The following is a 26,018-nucleotide window of genomic DNA, read 5'->3' on the forward strand; positions in this document are numbered from 1 at the left end:
CAATGAAATATTTCGTCTGCAAGCTTGTCCCGCCGCGTCCGACCTTTCCGCAGGACATGACACCAGGCGAGGCCGAGATCATGCAGGCTCACACGGTCTATTGCGGGGAACTGCTGCGGGCTGGCAACGCGATCGTGTTCGGTCCGGTGGCCGATCCGGCCGGCGTCTGGGGACTCGGCGTGCTACAATTGCATGACGACGCCGATCCGCAGACCATTATCGCCAACGATCCCGTCATGAAAGCCGATGCCGGCTTCACCTATCAGGTGATGCCGATGCTGCGGGCTGCAACGAAAGAGACCTGCTGATGGACACCCTCGGCCACGAGCAAAACGCCGACCAGATCGCATACTGGAACGGGCCTCGCGGCCAGCGCTGGGCCGACCGGCAGGCGGCGCAGGACGTCCTTTTGACTCCGGTCCTCGATATCTTGATTGATCGCGCCAAGCCGAAGACAGGCGAGCGCGTCATCGACGTCGGCTGCGGCAGCGGCGCGACCACGGTTGCGTTTGCGGAGAAGGTCGGGCCGTCCGGCCATGTGCTCGGGGTCGACGTGTCAGGCCCGATGCTCGAACGGGCGCGGCAACGCGTGACGCCCGGATTGTCGCTGGAGTACACGCTTGCGGACGCAACGGTGTATCCGTTCGCTCCCGCGAGCGCCGACCTGTTGGCGTCGCGGTTCGGCGTGATGTTCTTTGCCGATCCGGCGGTGTCGTTTGCGAATATGAGGAAGGCGCTGCGACCGTCAGGACGCCTTGCGTTCGTCTGCTGGCGAGAGCCCCGCGAGAATCCGTTCTTCATTGCGCCGTTGCAGGCCGCCTACAAGCACGTACCGAAATTGCCGCAGCAGGGGCCCGACGATCCCGGGCCATTCGCGTTCGCCTCGGAGGAGCGCGTGCGACGCATCCTCGGCGCGGCCGGCTTCACCAACGTGGAGATGGAGCCGTGCCCGCTCACGCTCGATGCCGCGATCGGCGGCGGCCTGGATGGCGCCGTGCAGGGCGCGCTTGAGATCGGGCCAACCAGCCGGGCGCTGCAGGATCAGCCGGACGAGCTCCGCGCTGCTGCCGCGGGTGCGATCCGCGAGGCGCTCGCGCCTTTCGTCAAGGGCAATTCGGTGATGCTGCCTGCCTCGATCTGGATCGTGACGGCAAAGGCTTCGTAGCCGTTGACCATCATTGCGCTCTTGCCGTCATTGCGAGGAGCGACAGCGACGACGCAATCCATGCTTCCGCGCATGTGGAGGGATGGATTGCTTCGCTGGCGCTCGCAATGACGGAGTAGTCCGGTCGCGCGTGTAACCGCTACGCCCGCTCTTCCCAGATCATCGCGAGATGGACGATGGTCTGCACCGCCTTTTCCATGTCCTGCCGGCTCACCCATTCCAGGCGCGAGTGGAAGGCGTGCTCGCCGGCGAAGATGTTGGGGCAGGGCAGGCCCATGAACGAGAGGCGCGAGCCGTCGGTGCCGCCGCGGATCGACGCCTTCACCGGCGTCAGGCCGGTGCGGCGGACGGCTTCGACCGCGTTGTCGATGATCTCCGGATGTCGGTCGATGACCTCTTTCATGTTGCGGTACTGCTCCTTGACCTCCATGCGGTAGGTCGAGCGCGGATAGGCCTTCATCACGTCCTTGATGATGGCCTCCAGCAACGCCTCCTTCTCCTTCAGCCCGGCTTCCGTGAAATCGCGCACGATGAAGTCGAGCCTGGCCTGCTCCAGCGCGCCCGAGATCGCGATCGGATGCAGAAAGCCTTCCTTGTCTTCGGTGGTCTCCGGCGAGCAGGTGGTCTTCGGCAGCCGCTCGATGATCCCTGCGGCGATCTTGATCGCGTGCTCCATCTTGCCCTTGGCGAAGCCGGGATGGGTGGAGACGCCTTCGATCGTGATGGTGGCGCCGTCGGCGGAAAAGGTCTCGTCCTCGATATGGCCGGCGGTTTCGCCGTCGATCGTATAGGCGAAATCGGCGCCGAGCTTCTTCAGGTCGACCTTGTCGACGCCGCGGCCGATCTCCTCGTCGGGCGTGAACAGGATCTTGATGGTGCCGTGCTTCACTTGGGGATTGTGAACCAGGAAATGAGCGGCATCCATGATCTCGGCCACGCCGGCCTTGTTGTCTGCTCCCAACAGCGTGGTACCGTCAGTGGTGATGATGTCGTTGCCGATCTGGTCGGCAAGCGCCGGATGCTCGGCGGCCCGAATCACCTGCGCAGGGTCAGCCGGCAGCGCGATGTCCCCGCCGCGATAGTTCTTGACGATCTGCGGCCGCACATTCTTGCCGGTGCAGTCGGGCGAGGTGTCCATGTGCGAGCAGAAGCAGATCACCGGCACCTTCTTGTCCGTCGTGGCCGGGATGGTCGCGTAGACATAGCCGTGCTGGTCGAGATGGGCGTCGCCGAGCCCCATCGCCTGCAATTCCGAGACGAGGAGGCGGCCGAGATCCTTCTGCTTCTCGGTGGAAGGGCAGGTCGGCGATTCCGGATCGGACTGGGTATCGATCACGACATAGCGCAGGAAGCGCTCGGTGACGGTGTGTTTGAAATCAAGCGTGGGAGCCAGCATGTGACCGCAAGTCCAGGAGAGGGATTGGGCTGGCTCTATAACAGAAAAGCGCCACTCCGGGGGCCGCGTCGATGAGCCGGAATGGCGCTGACCTGAACGACGGGCGTGGCCGATCAGATCGCTTCCTTGAGTTCCTTCGCGGGGCGGAAGGCGACCTTCTTGCTGGCCTTGATGTGGATCTGCTCGCCGGTGGCGGGGTTGCGGCCCATCCGGGCGGCGCGCTTGCGGACCTGCAGGATGCCGAGGCCGACGATGCGGATGCGCTCGCCCTTCTTCAGGTGCTTGGTGATTCGCGTCACGACGTCGGTCAGGATGCTTTCGGCCTGCTTCTTGGAGAGTTCCTGGTCTTCGGCGATCGCCGCCGCAAGGTGCTTCAGGGTGATCGTCGCCGGGGTCGCAGCTTTCTTCGCCATATGTGGCCCTCCTCGTGGTGAACGGCTTAGAGAAGCGTTTTCGAGCGAAGCGGATACCGGTTCGTTGAGGAAAACGCGTCGACGGGAGATCTGGAGCCCTTGGGGGTCTCGACGGCGAGGGTCCAGGAAACCCTGACATTTCAGGCCTTAGTCGATTCGGGCCATGACTGACTACGCCGTTTCGCCCGAAAACCGGCTGCAATCTATGTCGAAACGGCAAAACCAGCCGCAGGAGGTCGGGAGTCTCAACGTCCTTGACTTCAAAAGATCGCCCCTTTAAGTCCCGCACGTCTCGCGGATTTGCGCATCACGCGGGAGTAGCTCAGTTGGTTAGAGCGCCGGCCTGTCACGCCGGAGGTCGCGGGTTCGAGCCCCGTCTCTCGCGCCATTTTGGCGATGTTTTTCAAGCAGTTGGCTCCGCACCCGCCCTTCAACCCGACCCTCGTCCGCGAAACTTGTCGCCGGCGACTTGGTGCCCTTCGTTCGTAGCGAACGGGCCGGTTCACGCAGCGAGTTCGAGGCGACGGCGCGGATTCGGCCTTATGCCGGCGCCAGGCGATCCTGTTGCCACAAGCACACAGCGAAACTCCTTTGATCGACCACCGGCGCGTGCCGCCAGCTTTGGACCGCGACATCTGTCATGAAATCGATATAGAACTGTTCTCAGAACGTTTCTGATTGTGCTTCGACTTTTCAATTTCACGAGGTCCGGGCTTTGCAATCGGTGTTGTTCGCCATTCTGCTGTCCGCTGGGCCGATCGCGGTGCTCGCTCACGGTTTCGCCGGGGCCGGCTCGAGAATCACTGCTTTGCTGATGGCGGGGCCAATTGCCCTGCTTTTTCTTCTGGCGAGATGGCGTGAATTCAGGCCCGACATTTGCGATGTGCTCTTCGTGCTTTTTTGTTGCTGCATCGCGCTTTCGTTCGCCGTCAACGGCGTCACCGCGCCGAAAGAGGCCGCCCTTCTGGGGCTGTCGCTTGCGGCCTATCCCGCGGTCAGGGTGAGCTCCCGTTGTGGCCAAGTTCCCCAGGCCTTCGTGGTCATCACAGGCGCCGTGGTGGCGATCGGAGCCGTCGTCACCCTGGAGGCGCTGCTTGGCCAGTGGAACGACCATCATGGCAAGCCGCTGGTCTTTGACGAGTACGACGCCGCGCCGGCGCAATTCACGATATCGCTTGGCTTTCTGCTTCTGGCGCTGGCCTGCTCAGAACTGAACTGGCGACGGACTGCATGGATTTCGATGCTCTCGGCCGTGCCCGTGGCCATCTTCGCAGCGTCGATCGTGCGCTACTCCTTTGTCGTGATCGTCGTGACGCTGCTTGCAGCGATGATGGCCACCAAGCCCGGCCAGCGCAAATTCATCGCTGTGATCGTGTGCGCCACGATCGTTTCGGTTGCGCTTGGCGCGGTCGTCAGGTCATCGACAACGCTCAGGTTCGTCAGGCATGCCGAAGTGGCGTTGGGTTTTGAGGTTGCAATGCCAAGCGAGCAGGAGTCGCCGGTGCCGCCGCCGGCCAGTGCGCCGCCTGCCGCCCCCGCCGCATCGGGCAGCGTCGCTACCGAGGCAGCCCCGCCGGCACCAGCGCTACCGCAAGCCTCCTGTCCTTCGATTGATCTGGACAATTCGATCATCATCCGACAGCAGCTCTACAAGGACGCGTTCGCGTTGCTGCCAGAGGCGGGGCTGACGGGACTGGGACTGGACGGTTTCACCCAGCGGTCATGCCTGAAAGGCTTCCAGGTTCACAACTCGATCCTCCAGGTCATCATCGAAATCGGGTGGCCGGCGGGCGTCTTCCTCATCCTGATGCTCTATCACACGATGGGAGCGCGGATGTTCTCGCTCGCGAGGATCAACCGCGAAGCCCGCTTCGTGCTGTGCGGCTTGGTGTTCACGCTCATGCTGAGCGTGGCGCACGGCAGGATCAGCCGGGACATGGCCCTGTTCCTGTTCTTGGGATACGCGGCCAAGCTGCGAAGCAGCGCGCTCGATATTGAAGAGCAGGCCTGGGTATTCGGAGACGGTCAGATCAGAGCCATTCCGGGGCCAGGTGTCGCCTGACGGTGGCGAGGCTGGCAGGCTGGAGCGTTTTCGAGCGAAGTGGACACCGGTTCGCGTGAAGAAAACGCGTCAAAACAAGAATCTAGAGCTTCGGTTCTGGTTCAATTAGAACCGAAGCTCTAGAATTCGTAGAGGCCCCGGCCGCGGCGCGCCAGTTCCCTGAGGTCCGCCAATGTGCCACGGACAGCGCCGCAGCAGCGGCACTCGATGACCGTGTCGCCGGATGCGGCGGCCGGTCTCTCCAGCTTGATCGAGAGGCTGCCGCATTCGGTGCAGACGATCTTGAAACCGGAGGAGTATGTTTCCTGATGCAGATTCATCGGCGGCGAGGGTCCTGTCGATCTTTCTATACGCGCCGAAATTTAAGCTTGGGATCGCAACGTCGGTTGCAATCGAGGGATTGCGTTAGGGCTTGTTAACGCCGGCTGTCTGGCCGGTGGTCCCCCAAACAACAGAGCCGCCCTGAGGCGGCCTTCGGTACCTTGTCTGGAAATGCCCGCGTCAGCGGACCGCAGAGGTCCCCGAGCTCGTGATCGCCACCGGCTTGCCGGCCTTCACGACCTGGGTCTGAGCCGTCTGGGTGAACTCGGAATTGTTGCGCGCGGCGATACCCAGGGCTGTGACCGCAATGCCCGCCACCAACGCTACCACCACGATCTTCAGGTGGGTCGAGCGATCTGCAGAGTGAATTGAGTGGTTCATCTGAAGCCTCCGGGCGAACTTTGCCGTCGCCTGTTGGGCAAAGAGGTACCTTTGGTCTGTTTCCGGATGGTTTCGTGGGTTCCCCAAAATGGTTTCGTTGCCGGGCTGGATCGGTTTCGTGCGGCCTGCGGCCGGACACGAGGTAAGAGGAAAAAAGTCATAGGTCGCGGAGCAATCTCTGGGGATAACGCCGCTAAAGGTGGGGCGGACCAGCATACCGTTGCAATTGGCAGAACCGCTGCGGTTCAACAAAGCGGGAGGGGCGCGGAAGGATCGCAGGCGGCTATTGTCCGGGGCCGATTTCAGTGATCTGAACCTGCAAATCCGGGGCACGAACCTTCGAGGTCACGCGTTCTTCATATCGGGCGAGAACGCGTGCTCAACACCGGTTGATCGGAGGCGGCTGGGCCCGGCAGAGCTTTAAAATTGCTTGTCTTGCGCCCTCTGTTGCGCTGCGCTAAGGCTCAAGAATAATTCCAATGAACGAATCTGCGGCAGTCCGAAACCGCAGCAAGAAGGCACCGCCGATGAACGGCATCCTGCAGAATTATCTACCGCTTGTGGTGTTTATCGGGGTCGCGGCCGTGATCGGCCTGGCTCTCCTGATCGCGCCATTCCTGCTCGCATTCCAGCAGCCCGACCCGGAAAAGCTGTCCGCCTATGAATGCGGATTCAACGCTTTTGACGACGCCCGCATGAAGTTCGACGTCCGCTTCTATCTGGTGGCCATCCTCTTCATCATCTTCGACCTCGAAGTGGCGTTTCTTTTCCCCTGGGCGGTGGCGTTCGGCAAGCTGGGCGCGACCGGGTTCTGGTCGATGATGGTGTTCCTGGCCGTGCTGACGGTCGGCTTTGCCTATGAATGGAAGAAAGGCGCGCTCGAATGGGATTGAGCCCCACCGCCGCAACGTCCCAGCCGGCGATTGCGCCGGCGCCGAAGGGCATCCTTGACCCCGCCACCGGCAAGCCGGTCGGCGCCAATGATCCGTATTTCCGCGAAATCAATCACGAGCTCTCCGACAAGGGCTTCTTCGTCGCGGCCGCCGATGACCTGATCACCTGGGCCCGTACCGGCTCGCTGATGTGGATGACGTTCGGCCTGGCCTGCTGCGCGGTCGAGATGATGCAGGTCTCGATGCCACGCTACGACGTCGAGCGTTTCGGCTTCGCGCCCCGCGCCTCGCCGCGGCAGTCGGACGTGATGATCGTCGCGGGCACGCTGACCAACAAGATGGCGCCGGCGCTGCGCAAGGTCTACGACCAGATGCCGGAGCCGCGCTACGTGATCTCGATGGGCTCGTGCGCCAATGGCGGCGGCTACTACCACTATTCCTATTCGGTGGTGCGCGGCTGCGACCGCATCGTGCCGATCGACATCTACGTGCCAGGCTGCCCGCCGACGGCGGAAGCGTTGCTCTACGGCGTCTTGCTGCTGCAGAAGAAGATCCGCCGCATCGGCACTATCGAACGCTAAGGTATTACGTCATGGACGACGCCAAGCTCGACGCCTTGGGGCAGACGATCGTTAGCGCGCTTCCCGGCGCGGCGAAGGCGCATTCGGTTGCGTTCAATCAGCTCACGGTTGATGTGGACGCGGAGAAGATCGTCGACATCGTCAAGCACCTGCGCGACGATCCGGCCCTGCGCTTCGTCAACATCACCGATGTGACCGCGGTCGACTATCCCGAGCGGGACAAGCGGTTCGACGTCGTCTACCACTTCCTGTCACCGACGTTGAACACGCGTATTCGCCTGCGCGCGGAGGCCGACGAGAACACGCAGGTGCCGTCGATCATCGAGGTCTTTCCCGGCGCCGACTGGTTCGAGCGCGAGACTTACGACCTCTACGGCGTGATCTTCACCGGCCACCCGGACATGCGCCGGCTCCTGACCGATTACGGCTTCGACGGTCATCCGCTGCGCAAGGACTTTCCGCTCACCGGCTTCGTCGAGGTTCGCTACGACGACGAGGAGAAGCGGGTGGTGTACGAACCGGTGCGCCTCAACCAGGAATTCCGCAAGTTCGATTTCCTCTCGCCTTGGGAAGGTGCGGATTATCCGCTGCCCGGAGACGAGAAGAGAAGTGGCGAATAGCGAATGGCGAGTGGCGAATAGGGATGATTGTTGAGCGACCCATCGATCAGCTCGTACCGGGACCTAAGAGTGTGGCAGGATGCCATGATCTTAGCGGAGTCCTGCTATCGCTTGACGGGGCGATTTCCTCGCGACGAACTGTTTGGCCTGACATCCCAGGTCAGGCGGGCTGCGGCTTCTATTCCCGCCAATATCGCGGAAGGCCATGGGCGCGAGAGTACAGGCAGTTTCGTGCAGTCGCTGCGCGTGTCACAGGGCTCTCTGAAGGAATTGGAAACTCATCTCTTGCTGGCGGAGCGGGTCGGCATTCTGCCTGTATCCGAACTGGAACTGGTAATGGGGCGGTGCGAGAGTTTGGGCAAAATGGTTCGAGCGTTGATCCGCTCCCTGCAGGACAAGTCCACAAGATGACGTTCGCTATTCGCTACTCGCCATTCGCTATTCGCCAGGCAGCGGGAGCTGCATCATGAACGAACAACCTCAAAACCTGCGTAACTTCACGATCAATTTCGGGCCGCAGCATCCGGCGGCACACGGTGTGTTGCGTCTCGTGCTGGAGCTGGACGGCGAGGTCGTGGCGCGCGTCGACCCGCATATCGGATTGCTTCATCGCGGCACCGAGAAGCTGATCGAGCACAAGACCTACCTGCAGGCGATCCCGTATTTCGACCGGCTCGACTATGTCGCGCCGATGAACCAGGAGCATGCTTTCTGCCTCGCGGCGGAAAAGCTGCTCGGCATCACGGTGCCGCGGCGCGGGCAGTTGATCCGCGTGCTCTATTGCGAGATCGGCCGCATCCTGTCGCATCTGCTCAACGTCACCACGCAGGCGATGGACGTCGGCGCGCTCACCCCGCCGCTGTGGGGTTTTGAGGAGCGCGAGAAGCTGATGATGTTCTATGAGCGCGCCTCCGGCTCGCGCATGCATGCGGCTTTCTTCCGCGTCGGCGGCGTCCACCAGGACCTGCCGCCGAAGCTGATCGATGATATCGAGACATGGTGCGATCCGTTCCTTGAGGTCGTCGCCGATCTCGATACGCTGCTCACCGGCAACCGCATCTTCAAGCAGCGCAACGTCGATATCGGCGTGGTGTCGCTGAAGGAAGCCTGGGAGTGGGGCTTTTCCGGAGTGATGGTGCGCGGCTCCGGCGCGGCCTGGGACCTGCGCAAGGCGCAGCCCTACGAATGCTATGCCGAGATGGATTTCGATATCCCGATCGGCAAGAACGGCGACTGCTACGACCGCTATCTGATCCGGATGGAAGAGATGCGCCAGTCGGTGCGCATCATGAAGCAGTGCATCGAGAAACTGAAATCGCCCGACGGGCAGGGGCCGGTCGTCGTCGAGGACAACAAGATCGCGCCGCCGCGCCGAGGCGAGATGAAGCGCTCGATGGAGGCGCTGATCCATCACTTCAAGCTCTACACCGAAGGCGTGCACGTGCCGGCCGGCGAAGTCTACGCCGCGGTGGAAGCGCCCAAGGGCGAGTTCGGCGTCTACCTCGTCGCCGACGGCACCAACAAGCCGTACAAGTGCAAGATTCGCGCGCCGGGCTTTGCCCATCTGCAGGCGATGGATCACATCTGCACGGGCCATCTGCTCGCCGACGTCTCGGCGATCCTCGGTTCGCTCGACATCGTGTTCGGAGAGGTCGATCGGTGATGGTGCAGCCGCCCATCCAGTTTGACCGCGCCTCGGGGGCTCTCGAAGGAGCCAACCTGTGGGAGCGGACGGCTGCGCTGGCGCTGTCGACCGGTTCGAAGATCTCCTCCCGCTTTTCCCACATGGGCTACATCGCCTGCGCCAACCTGCTGCGTAAGACGCTGCCCGAGCGCAACATTGCAATCAGGCTCAATGAAGACGCGGTGTTCGAGTTTCCGTATGGCGATGGCTATTGGAGCAAGCTGCTCAACCGCTCCTACAATTACGAGGACGAACTCGAACTCCTGTTCAGGGATTCCGCCGACGTTGACTACACGCTGATCGATTGCGGCGCCAATTACGGCTACTGGTCGGTGCTGGTCTCGAGCAAGCCGTTCGGTTCGCACAAGGCGATCGCGATCGAGCCGTCGGGGCAGAACTTTCCGAAGCTCGCCAATAACGCCAGGGTCAATGGCGACCGCTTCGAGACGATGAAATGCGCGATCGGCGCGGGCAGGGGCACGGCCAAGCTCTCCGGCACCAAGCATGAAGCGTTCAGCATCGCCGGCGACCAGACCGGCGGCGAGGACGTGCCCGTGATCGCGCTCGACAATCTGCTCGACGACGGCAAGATCGCGCTGAACGGAAAATATCTGGTCAAGCTCGACGTCGAGGGTGTCGAGATCGAGGCCATGAAGGGCGGCGTCCGGCTGATGCAGGGCGACAGCGTGCTGCTGTGCGAGGAGCATGGCAGTGATCGCAAACACACCGTGTCGCGCTATATCCTCGAACAGACGCCGCTCGAGCTGATCGTCTACGATCCCAGCTCCAATCGCCTTGAAACCGTGACCGAGCTTTCGATCCTCGATCGCATCAAGGTATCGACCCATGTCGGCTACAACGTGTTCGGCACCGCAAGCGCTTTCTGGCAGGACCGGATCAACGCGCTGAATGCCAAGGCCGTGCGCCGCGTGCAATGAGAGAGTAAGAAATGTCGGTCCGTCGCCTCGCCCCGAAGGAATTGCAGCCCGCGAGCTTTGCGTTCACGGAGGAGAATCTCGCTTTCGCCAAGCAGCAGATCGCGAAGTATCCGGCCGGACGTCAGGCCTCGGCTGTGATCGCGATCCTGTGGCGGGCGCAGGAGCAGAACGAGGGCTGGGTTTCCGAAGCCGCGATCCGCACCGTCGCGGACCTGCTCGAAATGCCCCACATCCGCGTGCTGGAGATCGCAACCTTCTACACGATGTTCCAGTTGCAGCCGGTCGGCAAGAAGGCGCATGTGCAGGTCTGCGGCACCACGCCGTGCCGCCTGCGCGGCGCGGGCGACCTGATCGAGGTCTGCCAGCATCGCATTAATCACGAGCCCTTCGAATTGTCGAAGGACGGCAATTTCAGCTGGGAAGAGGTCGAGTGCCTGGGCGCGTGCGTGAACGCGCCGATGGTCCAGATCTGGAAGGATACTTATGAGGACCTGACCAAGGAGAGCTTCGGCAAAGTGCTGGACGGTTTCGCCTCGGGCAATCCGCCGAAGCCGGGCCCGCAGATCGACCGTCAGTTCTCGGCGCCGGCGGGCGGGCCGACCACGCTGAAGGAAACCACATGAGGCCTGGTCTCGCATGGCAGCGGGCGGGAAGGGAGGTCGCGATGAAGCACTGGCGTTACATCGCTCTCCACGCGGCGGTCGCCGCCGCGTTCATTTTCCTGCTGCAGCGCTATGGGCTGAACGCCTCGCTCGAATCCAGCCTGTTGTGGGCGTTGACCTTCGGCGGATGCGCTGCGGGGCTCGCTTACGCCCAGGCCAATCGTTGATGTTTGGAAAGTTCTAGGCATGCTCGACGACAAGGACCGCATCTTCAAGAACCTCTACGGCCTCCACGATTGGGGCCTCGAGGGCGCGCGCCGCCGCGGCGCCTGGGATGGCACCAAGGCGATCATTGACAAGGGTCGCGACTGGATCATCGCCGAGATGAAGGCCTCTGGCCTGCGCGGCCGTGGCGGGGCCGGTTTTCCGACCGGCCTGAAATGGTCGTTCATGCCGAAGGAATCGACCGACGGCCGGCCGAGCTATCTCGTGGTCAACGCCGACGAGTCCGAGCCCGGCACCTGCAAGGACCGCGAGATCATGCGGCACGATCCGCATCTCCTGGTCGAAGGCTGCCTGCTCGCGAGCTTCGCGATGGGCGCGCATGCCTGCTACATCTATGTCCGCGGCGAATTCATCCGCGAGCGCGAGCACCTGCAGGCTGCGATCGATCAGGCCTACGAGGCCAAGCTGATCGGCAAGGACAACGTCAACGGCTGGCCGTTCGACCTCTACGTCGCCCATGGCGCCGGCGCCTATATCTGCGGCGAAGAGACGGCGCTGTTGGAAAGCCTCGAGGGCAAGAAGGGCCAGCCGCGGCTGAAGCCGCCGTTCCCGGCCAATGTCGGCCTGTTCGGCTGCCCGACCACCGTCAACAACGTTGAGTCGATCGCAGTTGCACCGGATATCCTGCGCCGCGGCGCGGCCTGGTTCGCCGCGATCGGCCGGCCGAACAATGTCGGCACCAAACTGTTCTGCGTCTCCGGTCATGTCGAGCGGCCCTGCAACGTCGAAGAGGCGATGGGGATTCCGTTCCGCGAGCTGATCGAAAAGCATTGCGGCGGCATCCGCGGCGGCTGGGACAATCTGAAGGCGGTGATCCCCGGCGGCTCCTCGGTGCGCATGGTGCCGGCCGAGCAGATCATCGACACGCCGATGGATTTCGACAGTCTGAGCAAACTGCGCTCGGGCCTCGGCACCGCGGCCGTGATCGTGATGGACAAGTCGACCGACCTGATCCGGGCGATCGCGCGCATCTCCTATTTCTACAAGCACGAGAGCTGCGGCCAGTGCACGCCGTGCCGCGAGGGTACGGGCTGGATGTGGCGCGTGCTCACCCGCATGGCCGAAGGCCGCGCCCACAAGCGCGAGATTGACATGCTGCTCGAAGTGACAAAACAGGTCGAGGGTCACACCATCTGTGCGCTCGGCGACGCGGCGGCCTGGCCGATCCAGGGCCTGATCGCGCACTTCCGTCATGAGATCGAAGCGCGCATCGACCAATATTCGCACAAGGCCGACATCGATGATGCCGGGATTCTCGACCCCGAGCACATGGTGGCGGCGGAGTAGACGCAAATGACCAAACTGATCATCGATGGCAAAGAGATCGATGTGCCGCCGGAATACACGCTGCTGCAGGCTTGCGAGGCCGCCGGCGCCGAAATCCCGCGCTTCTGCTACCATGAGCGGCTGTCGATCGCCGGCAATTGCCGGATGTGCCTCGTCGAAGTGAAGGGCGGCCCGAAGCCGGTCGCAAGCTGCGCCTGGGGCGTGCGCGACTGCCGTCCGGGCCCCAAGGGCGAACCGCCGGAAATCTCCACCCGCTCGCCGATGGTGAAGAAGGCGCGCGAAGGCGTGATGGAATTCCTGCTGATCAACCATCCGCTGGACTGCCCGATCTGCGACCAGGGCGGCGAATGCGATCTGCAGGACCAGGCGATGGGCTATGGTGTCGACACCAGCCGCTTCGCCGAGAACAAGCGCGCGGTCGAGGACAAATATCTGGGCGCGCTGGTCAAGACCTCGATGAACCGCTGCATCCAGTGCACGCGCTGCGTCCGTTTTTCCGCCGAGGTCTGCGGCACGCCGGAGATGGGCGCGACCGGCCGCGGCGAAGACATGGAGATCACGACCTATCTGGAGCAGGCGCTGAGTTCGGAACTGCAGGGCAATCTGGTCGACATCTGCCCGGTGGGCGCGCTGACCTCGAAGCCCTACGCCTTCGTGGCGCGGCCCTGGGAACTCAACAAGACGCAGTCGATCGACGTCATGGACGGCGTCGGCTCCGCGATCCGGGTCGACACCCGCGGCCGCGAGGTGATGCGGATCCTGCCGCGCATCAATGAGGCCGTGAACGAGGAGTGGATCTCCGACAAGACCCGCCACGTCGTCGATGGCCTGCGGGTGCAGCGGCTGGACCGGCCGTATATTCGCGAAAACGGCCAGCTCCGCCCGGCCTCGTGGCAGGAAGCCTTCGCGGCGATCGCCGCCAAGGCCGGCCGCATCGACGGCAAGCGGATCGGCGCAATCGCCGGCGACGTCGCCGCGGTCGAAGAGATGTTCGCTCTGAAGGAACTGCTGGCGAAATATGGCTCGTCCAACCTCGCCGTGCAGGGCGGCGATGCCTTCGCCCCGACGGCCGGCCGCGGCAGCTACATCTTCAACCCGACGATTGCAGGCATCGAACGGGCGGATGCGCTCCTGATCATCGGATCGACGCCGCGCAAGGAAGCCGCGATCATCAACGCGCGCATCCGCAAGCGCTGGCGCAGCGGCCAGCTCAAGATCGGCGTGATCGGCCCGAACGCCGACCTGACCTATCACTATGACTATCTTGGCGCCGGACCGGAGACGCTCGCGTCGCTGGCAGCCGGCAAGCATTCCTTCGCCGACGTGCTCAAGAATGCCAAGAACCCCGTCGTGCTGGTTGGCGCCGGCGCGTTCGGCCGCCAGGACGGCGCGGCAGTGCTGGCGCAGGCGGCGAAGCTTGCGGTCGACTTCGGCGCGCTGAAGGACGGCTGGAACGGGTTCGGCGTGCTGCACGATACCGCCTCCCGCGTTGGCGCGCTCGATATCGGCTTTTCGGCCGGCGCCGGCGGCCTGAATGCGGCGCAGATGACGGCCCCAGGCGCGCTCGACGTGCTGTTCCTGCTCGGCGCCGATGAGATCAAGGCGTCGGAGGGAACATTCGTCGTCTATATCGGCACCCATGGCGACCGCGGCGCGCACCGTGCCGACGTGATCCTGCCGGGCGCGGCCTACACCGAGAAGTCCGGCGTCTACGTCAACACCGAGGGCAGGGCACAGATAGCCGCCCGTGCCGCCTTCCCGCCCGGGGAAGCGCGCGAGGACTGGGCGATCATCCGCGCGCTCTCGGATGTGCTGGGCAAGAAGCTGCCCTACGATTCGCTGGCTGCTTTGCGCCAGGCGCTGTTCAAGGCCGTGCCGCATCTGATGCGGATCGACCAGATCGAGCCCGGCAAGGCCGACGATATCAAGGCGCTTGCGTCGAAGGGCGGAAGCGTCGACAAGGCGGTGTTCAAGAGCCCGGTCGAGGATTTCTATCTGACCAACCCGATCGCCCGGGCGTCCGCCGTGATGGCGGAATGTTCGCGCCTAGCGTCCGGGCGGATGCTGACGGCAGCGGAGTGAGCGTGACCTGATGTCTGATTTCTTCGCAAGCTCGTTCTGGACCGGCTTCCTCTGGCCGCTGATCATCATGCTCGCCCAGAGCGTGCTGCTGCTCGTCGTGCTCCTGATCGCGATCGCCTACATCCTGCTCGCCGACCGCAAGATCTGGGCGGCGGTGCAGATTCGCCGCGGCCCCAACGTGGTTGGTCCCTGGGGACTGCTGCAATCCTTCGCCGACCTTTTGAAATTCGTGCTGAAGGAGCCGACGATCCCGGCAAGCGCCAACAAGGGCGTGTTCCTGCTGGCGCCGCTGGTGTCCTGCGTGCTGGCGCTGGCCGCCTGGGCCGTGATCCCGATGGATTTCGGCTGGGTGATCTCCGACATTAATGTCGGCGTGCTCTACATCTTCGCGATCTCGTCGCTGTCGATCTACGGCATTATCATGGCCGGCTGGTCGTCGAACTCGAAATACCCGTTCCTTGCCGCGCTCCGCTCGGCGGCGCAGATGGTGTCCTATGAAGTCTCGATCGGCTTCGTGATCATCACCGTGCTGCTCTGCGCCGGCTCGCTCAATCTTTCCGCGGTGGTCGAAGCGCAGAACACCCGCGGGATTGGCAGCCTGATCGGCTTGCCGCAGCTCACCATCCTGAACTGGTATGTGTGGCCGCTGCTGCCGATGTTCGTGGTGTTCTACGTCTCGTCGCTGGCGGAAACCAACCGGCCGCCGTTCGACCTCGTGGAAGCGGAATCCGAACTGGTCGCGGGCTTCATGGTCGAATACGGCTCGACGCCGTATCTTCTGTTCATGCTTGGCGAGTATGTCGCGATCACCACGATGTGCGCGCTGGCGACGATCCTGTTCCTCGGCGGCTGGCTGCCGCCGGTGGCGCTGCCGCCGTTCACCTGGATCCCCGGCGTAATCTGGTTCGCGCTCAAAGTCTTCTTCATGTTCTTCCTGTTCGCGATGGCAAAGGCGATCGTGCCGCGCTACCGCTACGATCAACTGATGCGGCTTGGCTGGAAGGTGTTCCTGCCGCTGTCGCTGGCGATGGTGGTGGTCGTTGCCGCTGTGCTGCAGTTCGCCGGCATCGCGCCGAAGTGAGGCGTCATGAATATCAACGCAACAGCCCGCTCGCTTCTGCTCTCGGAATTCGTCTCGGCGTTCTTCCTCGCCATGCGCTATTTCTTCAAGCCGAAGCCGACCATCAACTATCCCTTCGAGAAGAACCCGATCTCGCCGCGTTTCCGCGGCGAGCATGCGCTGCGGCGCTACCCGAACGGTGAGGAACGCTGCATCGCCTGCAAGCTGTGCGAGGCGATTTGCCCGGCGCAGGCGATCACGATCGAGGCCGGCCCGCGCCGCAACGACGGCACCCGCCGCACCGTGCGCTACGACATCGACATGGTGAAGTGCATCTATTGCGGCCTGTGCCAGGAGGCCTGCCCGGTCGATGCCATCGTCGAGGGACCGAACTTCGAATTCGCGACCGAGACGCGTGAGGAACTCTATTATGACAAGGCCAAGCTGCTCGCCAATGGCGACCGCTGGGAGCGCGAGATCGCAAAGGCGATCGAGCTCGATGCGCCGTATCGCTGAGGTGAGGGCATGATCCTTCCCGCACTGTTCTTCTACCTGTTTGCCGCGGTCTGCGTGGCGTCGGCGGTGATGGTGGTTGTGTCGCGCAACCCCGTCCATTCCGTGCTGTATCTGATCCTGGCCTTCGTCAACGCCTCGGGCCTGTTCGTGCTGATGGGCGCCGAGTTCCTGGCGATGATCCTGATCGTCGTCTATGTCGGCGCGGTCGCGGTGCTGTTCCTGTTCGTGATCATGATGCTCGACGTCGACTTCAGCGAACTCCGCGAGGGCTTCCTCGAATACCTGCCGGTAGGCCTCGTGATCGGCGGCATCTTCATGTTCGAGCTGCTCTTGATAGTCGGCGCCTGGGTGATCAACCCCGCCGTCACCAAGACCATCACCGCGGCGATCCCGACCAACGTCTCGAATACCGAGGCGCTCGGGCTCGTGCTCTATACGAAGTACATCTTCTACTTCCAGATCGCGGGCCTCGTGCTGCTGGTGGCGATGATCGGCGCCATCGTGCTGACGCTGCGCCACAAGGCGAACGTCAAGCGGCAGGACATCACGGTGCAGAATGCACGCACGCCGGACATGGCGATGGCGCTGCGCAAGGTGACGTCGGGGCAGGGGCTGCAGGAAGCCGATGCGGCGGAGTGGGTGAAATGACGATCGGCCTCGGACACTATCTCGCGGTCGGCGCGATCCTGTTCACGCTCGGGATCCTCGGCATCTTCCTGAACCGCAAGAACATCATCGTCATCCTGATGTCGATCGAATTGATCCTGCTCTCGGTCAACATCAACCTGGTGGCGTTCTCGACCTTCCTCGGCGACATCGTCGGACAGGTGTTCGCGCTTTTGGTGCTCACCGTTGCGGCCGCGGAGGCCGCGATCGGGCTTGCCGTGCTGGTGGTCTATTTCCGCAACCGCGGTTCGATCGCGGTTGAAGACGTCAATCTGATGAAGGGCTAACGCGCCGATGTACCAGGCAATCGTCTTTCTGCCGCTGCTCGGCGCCATTCTTGCCGGCCTGATTGCGATCGTCGGCCCGCATGGACGCAATCCGAGCGGCGACACCGTCGATCATCATGATGACGGGCATGGCGCGGACGCTCACGCCGCCGAAGCTCACGACGCGCATGGTCATGATGATCACGGCCATGACGACCACCATGTCACCGAGCCGCCAGCCGCCGGCTCCCGCGCGACCGAACTGATCACGACCGGGCTGTTGTTCGTCTCGGCGGCGCTGTCCTGGTTCGCGCTGGTCGATGTCGGTTTCCTACACCACGACGCCCGCGTCACGCTGTTCCCCTGGATCACCTCCGGCGACCTGCAGGTCTCCTGGGCGCTCCGGATCGACACGCTGACCGCGGTGATGCTCGTCGTCGTCAACACCGTCTCCTCGCTCGTGCACCTCTATTCCATCGGCTACATGGACGAGGACCCGAACCGGCCGCGCTTCTTCGCCTATTTGTCGCTGTTTACCTTCGCGATGCTGATGCTGGTGACGTCGGACAACCTGGTGCAGCTGTTCTTCGGCTGGGAGGGCGTCGGTCTGGCGAGCTACCTGCTGATCGGCTTCTGGTATCAGAAACCGTCGGCCAACGCCGCCGCGATCAAGGCCTTCGTCGTCAACCGCGTCGGCGATTTCGGCTTCGCGCTCGGCATCTTCGCGATCTTCGCGCTGATCGGCTCGACCGATTTCGACACCATCTTCGGCGGAGCCGGCGGCCTGACCGGCAAGACCATCAATTTCTTCGGCTGGCATGTCGATGCGCTGACGCTGACCTGCATCCTGCTGTTCATGGGCGCGATGGGCAAGTCCGCGCAGTTCCTGCTGCACACCTGGTTGCCGGACGCGATGGAAGGCCCGACCCCGGTCTCGGCCCTGATCCACGCCGCGACCATGGTGACCGCCGGCGTGTTCATGGTGGCGCGGCTGTCGCCGCTGTTCGAGCTGGCGCCGACCGCGCAGGCCGTTGTGATGTTCTTCGGCGCGACCACCGCGTTCTTCGCCGCGACCATCGGTCTGGTACAGAACGACATCAAGCGCATCGTCGCCTATTCGACCTGTTCCCAGCTCGGCTACATGTTCGTGGCGATGGGAGCGGGGGCCTATTCGGTTGGCATGTTCCATCTGTTCACCCACGCCTTCTTCAAGGCGTTGCTGTTCTTGGGCTCCGGCTCGGTGATCTACGCGATGCATCACGAGCAGGACATCCGCAACATGGGCGGGCTGTGGCGGAAGATCCCCTATACCTACGCGGTGATGGTGGTCGGCACGCTGGCGCTGACCGGCTTCCCGCTGACCGCTGGCTATTTCTCCAAGGACGCGATCATCGAGTCGGCCTACGCCTCGCACAATCCGCTCGCCTTCTACGGCTTCCTGCTGACGGTGGTCGCTGCCCTTCTGACCTCGTTCTATTCGTGGCGCCTGATCTTCAAGACCTTCCATGGTACGCCGCATGACGAGGAGCATTACGAGGCTGCGCATGAGAGCCCGATGTGGATGCTGATCCCGATCGGCGTGCTCGCCGTCGGCTCCATCCTCGCCGGTTTCCCGTTCAAGGAATTGTTCGCGGGCCACGGCATCGAGGAATTCTTCCGCGAATCCGTGAAGATGAACCCGCACATCATCGAGGAAATGCACCACATCCCCGAGTCGATCGCGTTCCTGCCGACCGTGATGATGGTGGTGGGCTTCCTGATCGCGTATCTCTTCTACATCAGCCGGCCCTATCTGCCGGTCGAGCTCGCCAAGCAGCAGCCGATGCTCTACCAGTTCCTGCTCAACAAGTGGTATTTTGACGAGCTGTACGATCTGATCTTCGTGCGGACCGCGAAGTGGATCGGTTACACCCTCTGGAAGAAGGGCGACGGCGCCATCATCGACGGCTTCGGGCCGGATGGCGTGTCGGCGCGTGTGCTCGACGTCGCCCGCAACGCCGTGAAGATCCAGACCGGCTATCTCTATCACTACGCCTTCGCCATGTTGATCGGGGTCGCCGGCCTGATCACCTGGTTCATGTTCGGCCTGGGAGCCCAGTGATGACGACCTGGCCCATTCTTTCCGTTGTTACCTTCCTGCCGGCGCTCGGCGCGATCCTGGTCTATCTGCTCGCGCGGGGCGGGGACGAAGCGGCGAACCGCAACGCCCGCTGGATTTCGCTCTGGACCACGCTGATCACCTTCCTGATTTCGCTGATCCTGGTGGTGCGGTTCGATCCGGCGAACGCCGACTTCCAGTTCGTCGAGAAGGCGTCGTGGCTTGCCACCGGCATCAACTATCACATGGGCGTCGACGGCATCTCGCTGCCGCTGGTGATCCTGACCACCGCGGTGATGCCGTTCTGCATCATCGCGAGCTGGAAATCGGTCACGCAGCGCGTGAGCGAATACATGATGGCGTTCCTGATCCTGGAAACGCTGATGGTCGGCACCTTCTCGGCGCTCGACCTCGTGCTGTTCTACCTGTTCTTCGAAGGCGGCCTGATCCCGATGTTCCTGATCATCGGCGTCTGGGGCGGTCCGCGCCGGGTCTACGCCTCCTTCAAGTTCTTCCTCTACACGCTGCTCGGCTCGGTGCTGATGCTGCTCGCGATCATGGCGCTGTACTGGAACGCGGGCACGACCGACATCCCGACCCTGCTGCACACCGCTGTGCCGCACAGCCTGCAGAAGTGGGCGTGGCTTGCGTTCTTCGCTTCGTTTGCGGTGAAGATGCCGATGTGGCCGGTGCACACCTGGCTGCCTGACGCCCACGTCGAAGCGCCGACCGCGGGATCGGTGATCCTGGCGGCGATCCTCCTGAAGATGGGCGGCTACGGCTTCCTGCGCTTCTCGCTGCCGATGTTCCCGCTGGCGTCGCACGACTTCGCGCCGCTGATCTTCACGCTCTCGGTCATCGCCATCATCTACACCTCGCTGGTGGCCTTGATGCAGGACGACATGAAGAAGCTGATCGCCTATTCGTCCGTCGCCCATATGGGCTTCGTCACCATGGGCATCTTCGCCGGCACCATGCAGGGCGTCGCCGGCGGCGTGTTCCAGATGATCTCCCACGGCATCGTCTCCGGGGCGCTGTTCCTCTGCGTCGGCATTGTCTACGATCGCATGCATACCCGCGAGATCGCCGCCTATGGCGGCCTGGTGAACCGGATGCCGCTCTATGCGCTGGTGTTCATGGTCTTCACCATGGCCAATGTCGGCCTGCCCGGGACCAGCGGCTTCATCGGCGAGTTCATGACATTGCTCGGCACGTTCAAGGTGTCGCTGCCGACCACTGTGTTCGCCACCACCGGCGTGATCCTGTCGGCGGCCTATGCGTTGTGGCTCTATCGCAAGGTGGTGTTCGGCGCGCTGGTCAAGCCGTCCTTGATGAGCATCAAGGATCTGACGGCGCGCGAATGCCTGATCCTGTTCCCGCTGGTGGCGCTGACCATCCTGTTCGGCGTCTATCCGAAGCCGGTGCTCGACATGTCCGAGGCATCGGTCCAGCAGCTCGTCAATAATTACAACACCGCCGTGACTGCCGTGAAGGCAGCCGCGCTGCTCCAGTAAGGCCGTAACCCATGAGCTTCTCGAGTGCAGGTTATCAGTTGCAGCCGGTGCTGCCCGAGCTCGTGCTCGCGGTCGGCTCGATGGTGCTGTTGATGATCGGGGCCTATCGCGGGCAGGGGACGACCCGGCTCGTGACCACGCTTGCGACGCTGCTGCTGATCCTCACCGGCGTGCTCATCCTGATGCTGCCGTCCGGCAAGCTCGTGACCTTCGGCGGCAGCTTCATCGTCGACGACTTTGCCCGCTTCCTGAAGATACTCGCGCTGATCGGCTCGGCGGCCACACTGATCCTGTCGACCGAATTCCTGTCCGACCCGTCGCGCCGCATCTTCGAATATTCGATCCTGGTGCTGCTCTCCACCCTCGGCATGATGGTGCTGATCTCGGCGGGCGACCTGATCGCGCTCTATCTCGGCCTTGAGCTGATGAGCCTTGCGCTCTATGTCGTCGCCGCCAGCCACCGTGACAACGCCAAGTCGACCGAAGCCGGCCTGAAATATTTCGTGCTGGGCGCGCTGTCCTCAGGAATGCTGCTTTATGGCGCCTCGCTGATCTATGGCTTCACCGGCACGGTCAACTTCGCCGGCATCGCGGCGGCCGCCACGACCGCCACCCCCGGCATCATATTCGGGCTGGTGTTCCTGCTCGCCGGCCTCTGCTTCAAGGTGTCGGCGGTGCCGTTCCACATGTGGACGCCCGACGTCTATGAGGGCGCGCCGACGCCAGTCACGGCGTTCTTCGCTTCCGCGCCGAAGGTCGCAGCGATGGCGGTCTTTACGCGCGCGACGCTGACTGCATTCCCCGGCATCGTGCCGCAGTGGCAGCAGATCCTGGTGTTCGTCTCCATCGCCTCGATGGCGCTGGGCTCGTTCGCCGCGATCGGGCAGAAGAACATCAAGCGCCTGATGGCCTACTCCTCGATCGGCCACATGGGCTTTGCGCTGGTCGGCCTTGCCGCCGGTACGGTGGAAGGCGCGCAGGGCGTGCTGATGTACGTCGCGATCTATGTCGCGATGACGCTCGGCTCGTTCGCGATCATCCTCGCGATGAAGCGGGACGGGCAGGCGCTCGAGCAGATCAGTGATTTTGCCGGTCTCTCTCGGACCAATCCGCTGCTCGCCTTCTTCTTCGCGATGCTCCTGTTCTCGCTCGCCGGCATTCCGCCGCTCGCGGGCTTCTTCGCCAAGTGGTACGTCTTCGTCGCTGCGATCAAGGCCAACCTGTTCACGCTCGCCGTCATCGGCGTGCTCACCAGCGTGGTGGGCGCCTACTACTACCTCGCCATCATCAAGACGATGTATTTCGACGAGCCAGTCGGCAAGCTCGACCCGGTCCGGATTGAATTGCGCGGGGTTCTGGCGGTCGCGGGCCTCTTCAACATCTTCTTCTTCGCCTATCCGGGGCCGCTGGTCAGTGTTGCGACCGCTGCGGCGAAGTCACTCTTTTAGATGCCGTTCACGCTCGGTCCGCGCGCGACCTCCGCCGGCTATCGGCTCGCCGCCTTCGACCAGATTGGTTCGACCAATGCGGAAGCCCTAAGCCGCGCCCGCGAAGGCGAGCGGGGGCCAATCTGGTTCGTCACGCCGGAGCAGACGGCGGGGCGCGGGCGTCGGCAGCGGGCCTGGATCGCGCCACGCGGCAATCTCGCCAGCAGCATCCTCGAGGTGGTGGACGTGACGCCCGCGGTCGCGGCGACGCTCGGCTTTGCCGCCGGGCTGTCGCTGGCGGCCGCGCTGCAAAAGGTGAGCGTGGAGGCGGCGCTGCGTCTGGGCGAGGCGGATGCGCTGAAGTTCTCACTGAAATGGCCGAACGATGTGCTGGCCGGCGACAAGAAGCTCGCCGGCATCCTGCTCGAGGCCGAGAACGTCGCCGACGGCCGCCTTGCCGTCGTGGTCGGCATCGGCACCAATGTCGTGGCGGCGCCTGAGGGCACGCCGACGCCAGCGACTTCGCTGGCTGCCCTTGGCGTCCATGTCAGCGCCGAGGAGCTCTTTGCCGCGCTGTCGGACGCCTGGGTGGAATTCCGCGGTATCTGGGACAATGGCCGAGGTTTTCCCGAAATCCGAAAGCTTTGGCTCGAACATGCCGCCCGGCTGGGGGAGAATGTGGCGATTCGGACGGGGAACGCTATTCTCGAAGGCACATTCGACACCATTGATGAGACAGGTTGCATGATTATCCGGCTGCCCGACGGCAAGCACGTCCCCGTAACCGCAGGCGAGGTCTATTTCGGCACGGCGGCCTCAGTGGGATCGGCCTGATGGCTCGGCCGGATGAACTGACCTTTGCGCCGCTCGGCGGCGTCGGCGAAATCGGCATGAACCTGTCGATCTATGGCCTCGGCAATCGCCAGCAACGATCCTGGCTCGCGGTTGATCTCGGCGTCTCCTTCGGCGACGAGGAGCATCTGCCCGGCATCGACCTGATCATGCCCGACATCTCGTTCCTGGAGAAGGAGCAGCAGAACCTGATGGGCCTCGTGCTGACGCACGCCCATGAGGACCATTTCGGCGCCATCATCGATCTCTGGCCGAAGCTGCAGTGCAAGATCTACGCGACCAAGTTCAGCGCGGCGCTGTTCGAGGCCAAATGCGCCGCCGAGCGCAACCCGCCGAAAATCCCCATCACCGTGGTGCCCTCGGGCGGACGTATCGACATCGGCCCGTTCAATGTCGAATTCATCCCGGTCGCGCATTCGATTCCCGAGTCGCATGCGCTCGCGATCCACACCGAGGTCGGCACGGTCCTGCACACCGGCGACTGGAAGCTCGACCCGACGCCGACCGTAGGTCCGCCGACCGACGAGAAGCGGCTGCGCGAGCTTGGCGACGCCGGCGTGCTGGCGCTGATCGGTGATTCCACCAACGCCGTCCGCGATGGGCGTTCGCCCTCGGAAGCCGAGGTGTCGAAGACCATCGCCGAACTGGTGAAGGGCGCGAAGGGTCGCGTCGCGGTGACGACCTTTGCCTCCAACGTCGCGCGCATCAAGGCGGTCGCCGACGCGGCGCGGGTAGCTGACCGCGAGGTCGTGGTGGTCGGCCGCGCCATGGACCGCGTGGTCCAGGTCGCGCGTGAGACCGGCTATCTCGATGGCGTGCAGAATTTCCGTGGGCCCGACGTCTACGGCCATTTCCCGCCCGACAAGGTGCTGGCGATCTGCACCGGCAGCCAGGGTGAGCCGCGCGCGGCGCTGGCGCGGATCGCCAAGGACGATCATCCGGAGATCACGCTCAACAAGGGCGATTGCGTGATCTTCTCCTCCCGCACCATTCCCGGCAACGAGAAGGCGGTCGGCTCGATCATCAACGACCTGGTCGAGCAGGGCATCGAGATCATCACCGACCGTGACCATCTCGTCCACGTCTCCGGCCATCCGCGCCGCGACGAAGTGCGCGACATGCTCTCCTGGGTGCGGCCGCAAGTTCTGATCCCCGTGCATGGCGAGGCGCTGCATCTGCACGAGCATGCCAAGCTTGCGCGCGCTGCGGGCGTGCCACGAGTCATCGAGTGCCGTAACGGCGACCTGGTCAGGCTCGGGCCTGGCGAGCCGGGCATCATCGCTGAAGTGCCCTCGGGACGCCTCTACAAGGATGGCGTCATTCTGGAGGACTCCAAGTCGCGCGCCGTGGTCGAGCGGCGGCGGATGGGATTTGCCGGCTGCGCCTTCGTCGCGATCGCCATGACGGCGCAGGGGGAGCTGGCCGAGGATCCGGAGGTCGACCTGGTCGGCGTGCCGGAGAAAAATAACGCAGGCGAGGCGCTCGACGAGATCGTGTTCGATGTGGTGGTATCGACCGTGGAAAGCCTGCCGCGGGCGCGCCGGCGCGACCCGGACTCGGTCGCGGAATCGGTGCGCCGCGCGGTGCGGGGAACCGTGAACGAGCATTGGGGCAAGAAGCCGATCTGCCTCGTTCACGTGCTGGTGGTCTGACGCCTGTTCGGCAAGGGCGGCGACAAGAACAAGCGCATCTGCGAGGGAGAGACAACATGCTGGGCCGGCTCAACCACGTCGCGATAGCGGTCAAGGACGCCAAGAAGGCCGCCAAGATCTACAGCACGGCATTCGGCGCCGAGATTTCGGATGCGGTGCCGTTGCCGGAGCACGGCGTCACCACCGTGTTCGTGACCTTGCCCAACACCAAGATCGAGTTCATCGAGCCGCTCGGCGATGCTTCGCCGATCGCAAAATTCGTCGAGCGCAATGCCGACGGCGGCATCCATCATGTCTGCTATGACGTCCCCGACATCATCGCCGCGCGCGACCGGCTGATCGGGGAAGGCGCGCGCGTGCTCGGCGATGGTGAGCCCAAGATCGGCGCCCACGGCAAGCCCGTGCTGTTCTTCCACCCGAAGGATTTTTCCGGCGCGCTCGTCGAGATCGAGCAGGCGTAGTGGCCTACAACATCTCAACCGCATTCGCGATCTACTTCGTCCTGTGGTGGATCGTGCTGTTCCTGACGCTGCCGTTCGGCGTGCGCAGCCAGCACGAGGAGGGCGGGGGCGTTGAAGGCACCGATCCCGGCGCGCCGATCATGGCGCGGATGGGCCGCAAGCTGATCTGGACCACGCTGATCTCTGCGGTCATTTTCGCTGTCGCGATGTGGGCCTATAACGCCGGCTATTTCAGCATCGAAAGACTGTCGAAGCTGATGGGGACGCCGTTCTAGACGCAATCGTCGCTCAGGTTGACTTCACCTCTCCCGCTTGCGGGGGAGGTCGCTGCGCGAAGCGCAGCGGGTGGGGGCTATCTCACCACGGAAAGCCCCATCGTGGAGGCACCCTCACCCCAACCCTCTCCCGCACGCGGGAGAGGGAGGCAGCTTCAGCGCAACTGCAATTCAACTTGATCGGATCATGCGCTAGGTCGTGTGGACAATTACCTTAGCCAGAGCAGTGTTGCGGCGATAGCGACGACGGCGAAGTAATTTCGTGCCGTTTTTTCGTAGCGCGTAGCAACGCGCCTGAAACGCTTCAGTTTCGAGAAGCAGCATTCGATCAGATGACGCTCGGCATAGAGGGGTTTGTTGAGCGGATATTTGATTGCCCGTGAGGGATTGTTCGGAATGACGGCTTGAGCGCCTTTTGCGGCGATCGCGGATCGCAACGCATCGGAATCGTAGGCCGCATCGCCCATCACGACCTCCGCTGGGAGCCCCTCGATGAGCGGCTGGGCCTGAGGCGCATCGCC

Annotated in this window: 29 protein-coding genes and 1 tRNA gene; 25 read left to right on the top strand and 5 right to left on the bottom strand. The window is 63.4% G+C overall.

The genetic code is table 11. From position 1 onward, the window contains the following. Positions 1 to 2: 2 nt before the first annotated feature. Positions 3 to 308 carry a YciI family protein gene (locus K288_RS0117085; protein ID WP_027580647.1) on the top strand — a complete coding sequence of 102 codons (306 nt, stop codon included), beginning with the start codon at positions 3 to 5 and terminating at the stop codon, positions 306 to 308. Next, the gene (locus K288_RS0117090; protein ID WP_027580648.1) at positions 308 to 1,165 is read left to right on the top strand and encodes a methyltransferase domain-containing protein; all 858 of its coding nucleotides are present in this window, start codon (positions 308 to 310) and stop codon (positions 1,163 to 1,165) included. The genes K288_RS0117085 and K288_RS0117090 overlap by 1 nt, the downstream gene beginning before the upstream one ends. 139 nt (positions 1,166 to 1,304) lie before the next feature. Here K288_RS0117090 and pepT read toward each other — a convergent pair whose 3' ends face one another. Then, the gene (gene pepT / locus K288_RS0117095) at positions 1,305 to 2,561 is read right to left on the bottom strand and encodes a peptidase T (RefSeq protein ID WP_027580649.1); all 1,257 of its coding nucleotides are present in this window, start codon (positions 2,559 to 2,561) and stop codon (positions 1,305 to 1,307) included. Positions 2,562 to 2,674: 113 nt separating this feature from the next. Next, on the bottom strand, positions 2,675 to 2,974 hold the full coding sequence (locus tag K288_RS0117100) for an HU family DNA-binding protein (RefSeq protein WP_027580650.1): 300 nt from the start codon (positions 2,972 to 2,974) through the stop codon (positions 2,675 to 2,677). A gap of 311 nt (positions 2,975 to 3,285) precedes the next feature. Here K288_RS0117100 and K288_RS0117110 point away from each other — a divergent pair. Both K288_RS0117110 and K288_RS0117115 read left to right on the top strand, forming a co-directional pair. Then, positions 3,286 to 3,362 (top strand) — tRNA-Asp (locus K288_RS0117110). A gap of 504 nt (positions 3,363 to 3,866) precedes the next feature. Further along, positions 3,867 to 5,036, top strand: coding sequence for an O-antigen ligase family protein (locus K288_RS0117115; protein WP_210164433.1), 1,170 nt, complete (start codon positions 3,867 to 3,869; stop codon positions 5,034 to 5,036). Positions 5,037 to 5,155: 119 nt separating this feature from the next. Here the strand turns inward: K288_RS0117115 and K288_RS0117120 are convergent, their stop codons facing one another. Beyond that, a complete protein-coding gene (locus tag K288_RS0117120) occupies positions 5,156 to 5,356 on the bottom strand; it encodes a hypothetical protein (protein WP_027580652.1) in 201 nt (66 codons plus the stop codon). A gap of 181 nt (positions 5,357 to 5,537) precedes the next feature. Then, on the bottom strand, positions 5,538 to 5,738 hold the full coding sequence (locus tag K288_RS0117125; RefSeq protein ID WP_027580653.1) for a hypothetical protein: 201 nt from the start codon (positions 5,736 to 5,738) through the stop codon (positions 5,538 to 5,540). Positions 5,739 to 6,265: 527 nt separating this feature from the next. Here K288_RS0117125 and K288_RS0117130 point away from each other — a divergent pair. From K288_RS0117130 to K288_RS0117230, 21 genes are read left to right on the top strand one after another with little or no spacing between them, the layout of a single operon-like run. Further along, positions 6,266 to 6,631 (top strand): NADH-quinone oxidoreductase subunit A, encoded by a 366-nt coding sequence (locus K288_RS0117130; protein ID WP_027580654.1) that lies wholly within the window; start codon positions 6,266 to 6,268, stop codon positions 6,629 to 6,631. Continuing rightward, entirely contained in the window at positions 6,628 to 7,212 is a 585-nt protein-coding gene (locus K288_RS0117135) for an NADH-quinone oxidoreductase subunit B (protein ID WP_201449691.1), read from the top strand. The genes K288_RS0117130 and K288_RS0117135 overlap by 4 nt, the downstream gene beginning before the upstream one ends. A gap of 11 nt (positions 7,213 to 7,223) precedes the next feature. After that, positions 7,224 to 7,832 carry an NADH-quinone oxidoreductase subunit C gene (locus K288_RS0117140; RefSeq protein WP_027580656.1) on the top strand — a complete coding sequence of 203 codons (609 nt, stop codon included), beginning with the start codon at positions 7,224 to 7,226 and terminating at the stop codon, positions 7,830 to 7,832. A gap of 30 nt (positions 7,833 to 7,862) precedes the next feature. Continuing rightward, positions 7,863 to 8,243: a four helix bundle protein gene (locus K288_RS0117145; RefSeq protein ID WP_027580657.1), complete on the top strand. Its 381-nt coding sequence runs from the start codon at positions 7,863 to 7,865 to the stop codon at positions 8,241 to 8,243. A 55-nt stretch (positions 8,244 to 8,298) separates the two neighbouring features. Continuing rightward, entirely contained in the window at positions 8,299 to 9,495 is a 1,197-nt protein-coding gene (locus K288_RS0117150) for an NADH-quinone oxidoreductase subunit D (RefSeq protein WP_027580658.1), read from the top strand. Beyond that, positions 9,495 to 10,454, top strand: a complete 960-nt coding sequence (locus K288_RS0117155; RefSeq protein ID WP_027580659.1) for an FkbM family methyltransferase — start codon at positions 9,495 to 9,497, stop codon at positions 10,452 to 10,454. Before K288_RS0117150 ends, K288_RS0117155 begins: the two co-directional genes overlap by 1 nt. Positions 10,455 to 10,465: 11 nt before the next feature. Beyond that, positions 10,466 to 11,077: an NADH-quinone oxidoreductase subunit NuoE gene (gene nuoE, locus K288_RS0117160; protein WP_027580660.1), complete on the top strand. Its 612-nt coding sequence runs from the start codon at positions 10,466 to 10,468 to the stop codon at positions 11,075 to 11,077. Then, positions 11,074 to 11,283 (top strand): hypothetical protein, encoded by a 210-nt coding sequence (locus K288_RS50660; protein ID WP_080663622.1) that lies wholly within the window; start codon positions 11,074 to 11,076, stop codon positions 11,281 to 11,283. Before nuoE ends, K288_RS50660 begins: the two co-directional genes overlap by 4 nt. A 19-nt stretch (positions 11,284 to 11,302) precedes the next feature. Then, entirely contained in the window at positions 11,303 to 12,628 is a 1,326-nt protein-coding gene (gene nuoF, locus K288_RS0117170; RefSeq protein ID WP_027580661.1) for an NADH-quinone oxidoreductase subunit NuoF, read from the top strand. Between the two features lie 6 nt (positions 12,629 to 12,634). Continuing rightward, on the top strand, positions 12,635 to 14,710 hold the full coding sequence (gene nuoG, locus K288_RS0117175) for an NADH-quinone oxidoreductase subunit NuoG (RefSeq protein ID WP_027580662.1): 2,076 nt from the start codon (positions 12,635 to 12,637) through the stop codon (positions 14,708 to 14,710). 10 nt (positions 14,711 to 14,720) lie between these two features. Then, positions 14,721 to 15,791: an NADH-quinone oxidoreductase subunit NuoH gene (gene nuoH, locus K288_RS0117180; RefSeq protein WP_027580663.1), complete on the top strand. Its 1,071-nt coding sequence runs from the start codon at positions 14,721 to 14,723 to the stop codon at positions 15,789 to 15,791. A gap of 6 nt (positions 15,792 to 15,797) precedes the next feature. After that, positions 15,798 to 16,286: an NADH-quinone oxidoreductase subunit NuoI gene (nuoI, locus tag K288_RS0117185; RefSeq protein WP_027580664.1), complete on the top strand. Its 489-nt coding sequence runs from the start codon at positions 15,798 to 15,800 to the stop codon at positions 16,284 to 16,286. 9 nt (positions 16,287 to 16,295) lie between these two features. Then, positions 16,296 to 16,934: an NADH-quinone oxidoreductase subunit J gene (locus tag K288_RS0117190; protein ID WP_027580665.1), complete on the top strand. Its 639-nt coding sequence runs from the start codon at positions 16,296 to 16,298 to the stop codon at positions 16,932 to 16,934. Then, entirely contained in the window at positions 16,931 to 17,239 is a 309-nt protein-coding gene (nuoK, locus tag K288_RS0117195) for an NADH-quinone oxidoreductase subunit NuoK (RefSeq protein WP_027537255.1), read from the top strand. The genes K288_RS0117190 and nuoK overlap by 4 nt, the downstream gene beginning before the upstream one ends. Before the next feature lie 7 nt (positions 17,240 to 17,246). Next, positions 17,247 to 19,319, top strand: coding sequence for an NADH-quinone oxidoreductase subunit L (gene nuoL / locus K288_RS0117200; protein ID WP_027580666.1), 2,073 nt, complete (start codon positions 17,247 to 17,249; stop codon positions 19,317 to 19,319). Continuing rightward, positions 19,319 to 20,830, top strand: a complete 1,512-nt coding sequence (locus tag K288_RS0117205; RefSeq protein ID WP_027580667.1) for an NADH-quinone oxidoreductase subunit M — start codon at positions 19,319 to 19,321, stop codon at positions 20,828 to 20,830. The genes nuoL and K288_RS0117205 overlap by 1 nt, the downstream gene beginning before the upstream one ends. A gap of 11 nt (positions 20,831 to 20,841) precedes the next feature. Next, entirely contained in the window at positions 20,842 to 22,278 is a 1,437-nt protein-coding gene (gene nuoN, locus K288_RS0117210) for an NADH-quinone oxidoreductase subunit NuoN (RefSeq protein WP_027580668.1), read from the top strand. Beyond that, entirely contained in the window at positions 22,279 to 23,091 is an 813-nt protein-coding gene (locus tag K288_RS0117215; protein ID WP_027580669.1) for a biotin--[acetyl-CoA-carboxylase] ligase, read from the top strand. Continuing rightward, on the top strand, positions 23,091 to 24,761 hold the full coding sequence (locus K288_RS0117220) for a ribonuclease J (protein WP_027580670.1): 1,671 nt from the start codon (positions 23,091 to 23,093) through the stop codon (positions 24,759 to 24,761). Before K288_RS0117215 ends, K288_RS0117220 begins: the two co-directional genes overlap by 1 nt. 56 nt (positions 24,762 to 24,817) lie before the next feature. Beyond that, complete coding sequence (gene mce / locus K288_RS0117225; RefSeq protein ID WP_027580671.1) at positions 24,818 to 25,222, top strand: methylmalonyl-CoA epimerase; 405 nt, start codon at positions 24,818 to 24,820, stop codon at positions 25,220 to 25,222. Beyond that, positions 25,222 to 25,497: a DUF1467 family protein gene (locus K288_RS0117230; RefSeq protein WP_027580672.1), complete on the top strand. Its 276-nt coding sequence runs from the start codon at positions 25,222 to 25,224 to the stop codon at positions 25,495 to 25,497. The genes mce and K288_RS0117230 overlap by 1 nt, the downstream gene beginning before the upstream one ends. Positions 25,498 to 25,706: 209 nt before the next feature. Here K288_RS0117230 and K288_RS0117235 read toward each other — a convergent pair. Then, positions 25,707 to 26,018: IS5/IS1182 family transposase (locus tag K288_RS0117235; protein WP_027580673.1), on the bottom strand; the 312-nt coding region annotated here is incomplete at its 5' end.

The organism is Bradyrhizobium sp. Ai1a-2 (genome assembly GCF_000426245.1).
Lineage (GTDB): Bacteria > Pseudomonadota > Alphaproteobacteria > Rhizobiales > Xanthobacteraceae > Bradyrhizobium.

Bases quoted from the DNA above. Each gene is read 5' to 3' on its own strand.
- nuoI (WP_027580664.1), top strand. From the start codon at position 15,798: ATGAATATCAACGCAACAGCCCGCTCGCTTCTGCTCTCGGAATTCGTC.
- K288_RS0117215 (WP_027580669.1), top strand. From the start codon at position 22,279: ATGCCGTTCACGCTCGGTCCGCGCGCGACCTCCGCCGGCTATCGGCTC.
- nuoF (WP_027580661.1), top strand. From the start codon at position 11,303: ATGCTCGACGACAAGGACCGCATCTTCAAGAACCTCTACGGCCTCCAC.
- nuoH (WP_027580663.1), top strand. From the start codon at position 14,721: ATGTCTGATTTCTTCGCAAGCTCGTTCTGGACCGGCTTCCTCTGGCCG.
- K288_RS0117120 (WP_027580652.1), bottom strand. From the start codon at position 5,356: ATGAATCTGCATCAGGAAACATACTCCTCCGGTTTCAAGATCGTCTGC.
- K288_RS50660 (WP_080663622.1), top strand. From the start codon at position 11,074: ATGAGGCCTGGTCTCGCATGGCAGCGGGCGGGAAGGGAGGTCGCGATG.
- nuoK (WP_027537255.1), top strand. From the start codon at position 16,931: ATGACGATCGGCCTCGGACACTATCTCGCGGTCGGCGCGATCCTGTTC.
- nuoG (WP_027580662.1), top strand. From the start codon at position 12,635: ATGACCAAACTGATCATCGATGGCAAAGAGATCGATGTGCCGCCGGAA.
- mce (WP_027580671.1), top strand. From the start codon at position 24,818: ATGCTGGGCCGGCTCAACCACGTCGCGATAGCGGTCAAGGACGCCAAG.
- nuoN (WP_027580668.1), top strand. From the start codon at position 20,842: ATGAGCTTCTCGAGTGCAGGTTATCAGTTGCAGCCGGTGCTGCCCGAG.
- K288_RS0117205 (WP_027580667.1), top strand. From the start codon at position 19,319: ATGACGACCTGGCCCATTCTTTCCGTTGTTACCTTCCTGCCGGCGCTC.
- nuoL (WP_027580666.1), top strand. From the start codon at position 17,247: ATGTACCAGGCAATCGTCTTTCTGCCGCTGCTCGGCGCCATTCTTGCC.
- nuoE (WP_027580660.1), top strand. From the start codon at position 10,466: ATGTCGGTCCGTCGCCTCGCCCCGAAGGAATTGCAGCCCGCGAGCTTT.
- K288_RS0117155 (WP_027580659.1), top strand. From the start codon at position 9,495: ATGGTGCAGCCGCCCATCCAGTTTGACCGCGCCTCGGGGGCTCTCGAA.
- K288_RS0117125 (WP_027580653.1), bottom strand. From the start codon at position 5,738: ATGAACCACTCAATTCACTCTGCAGATCGCTCGACCCACCTGAAGATC.
- K288_RS0117190 (WP_027580665.1), top strand. From the start codon at position 16,296: ATGATCCTTCCCGCACTGTTCTTCTACCTGTTTGCCGCGGTCTGCGTG.
- K288_RS0117085 (WP_027580647.1), top strand. From the start codon at position 3: ATGAAATATTTCGTCTGCAAGCTTGTCCCGCCGCGTCCGACCTTTCCG.
- K288_RS0117150 (WP_027580658.1), top strand. From the start codon at position 8,299: ATGAACGAACAACCTCAAAACCTGCGTAACTTCACGATCAATTTCGGG.
- pepT (WP_027580649.1), bottom strand. From the start codon at position 2,561: ATGCTGGCTCCCACGCTTGATTTCAAACACACCGTCACCGAGCGCTTC.
- K288_RS0117130 (WP_027580654.1), top strand. From the start codon at position 6,266: ATGAACGGCATCCTGCAGAATTATCTACCGCTTGTGGTGTTTATCGGG.
- K288_RS0117090 (WP_027580648.1), top strand. From the start codon at position 308: ATGGACACCCTCGGCCACGAGCAAAACGCCGACCAGATCGCATACTGG.
- K288_RS0117140 (WP_027580656.1), top strand. From the start codon at position 7,224: ATGGACGACGCCAAGCTCGACGCCTTGGGGCAGACGATCGTTAGCGCG.
- K288_RS0117100 (WP_027580650.1), bottom strand. From the start codon at position 2,974: ATGGCGAAGAAAGCTGCGACCCCGGCGACGATCACCCTGAAGCACCTT.
- K288_RS0117220 (WP_027580670.1), top strand. From the start codon at position 23,091: ATGGCTCGGCCGGATGAACTGACCTTTGCGCCGCTCGGCGGCGTCGGC.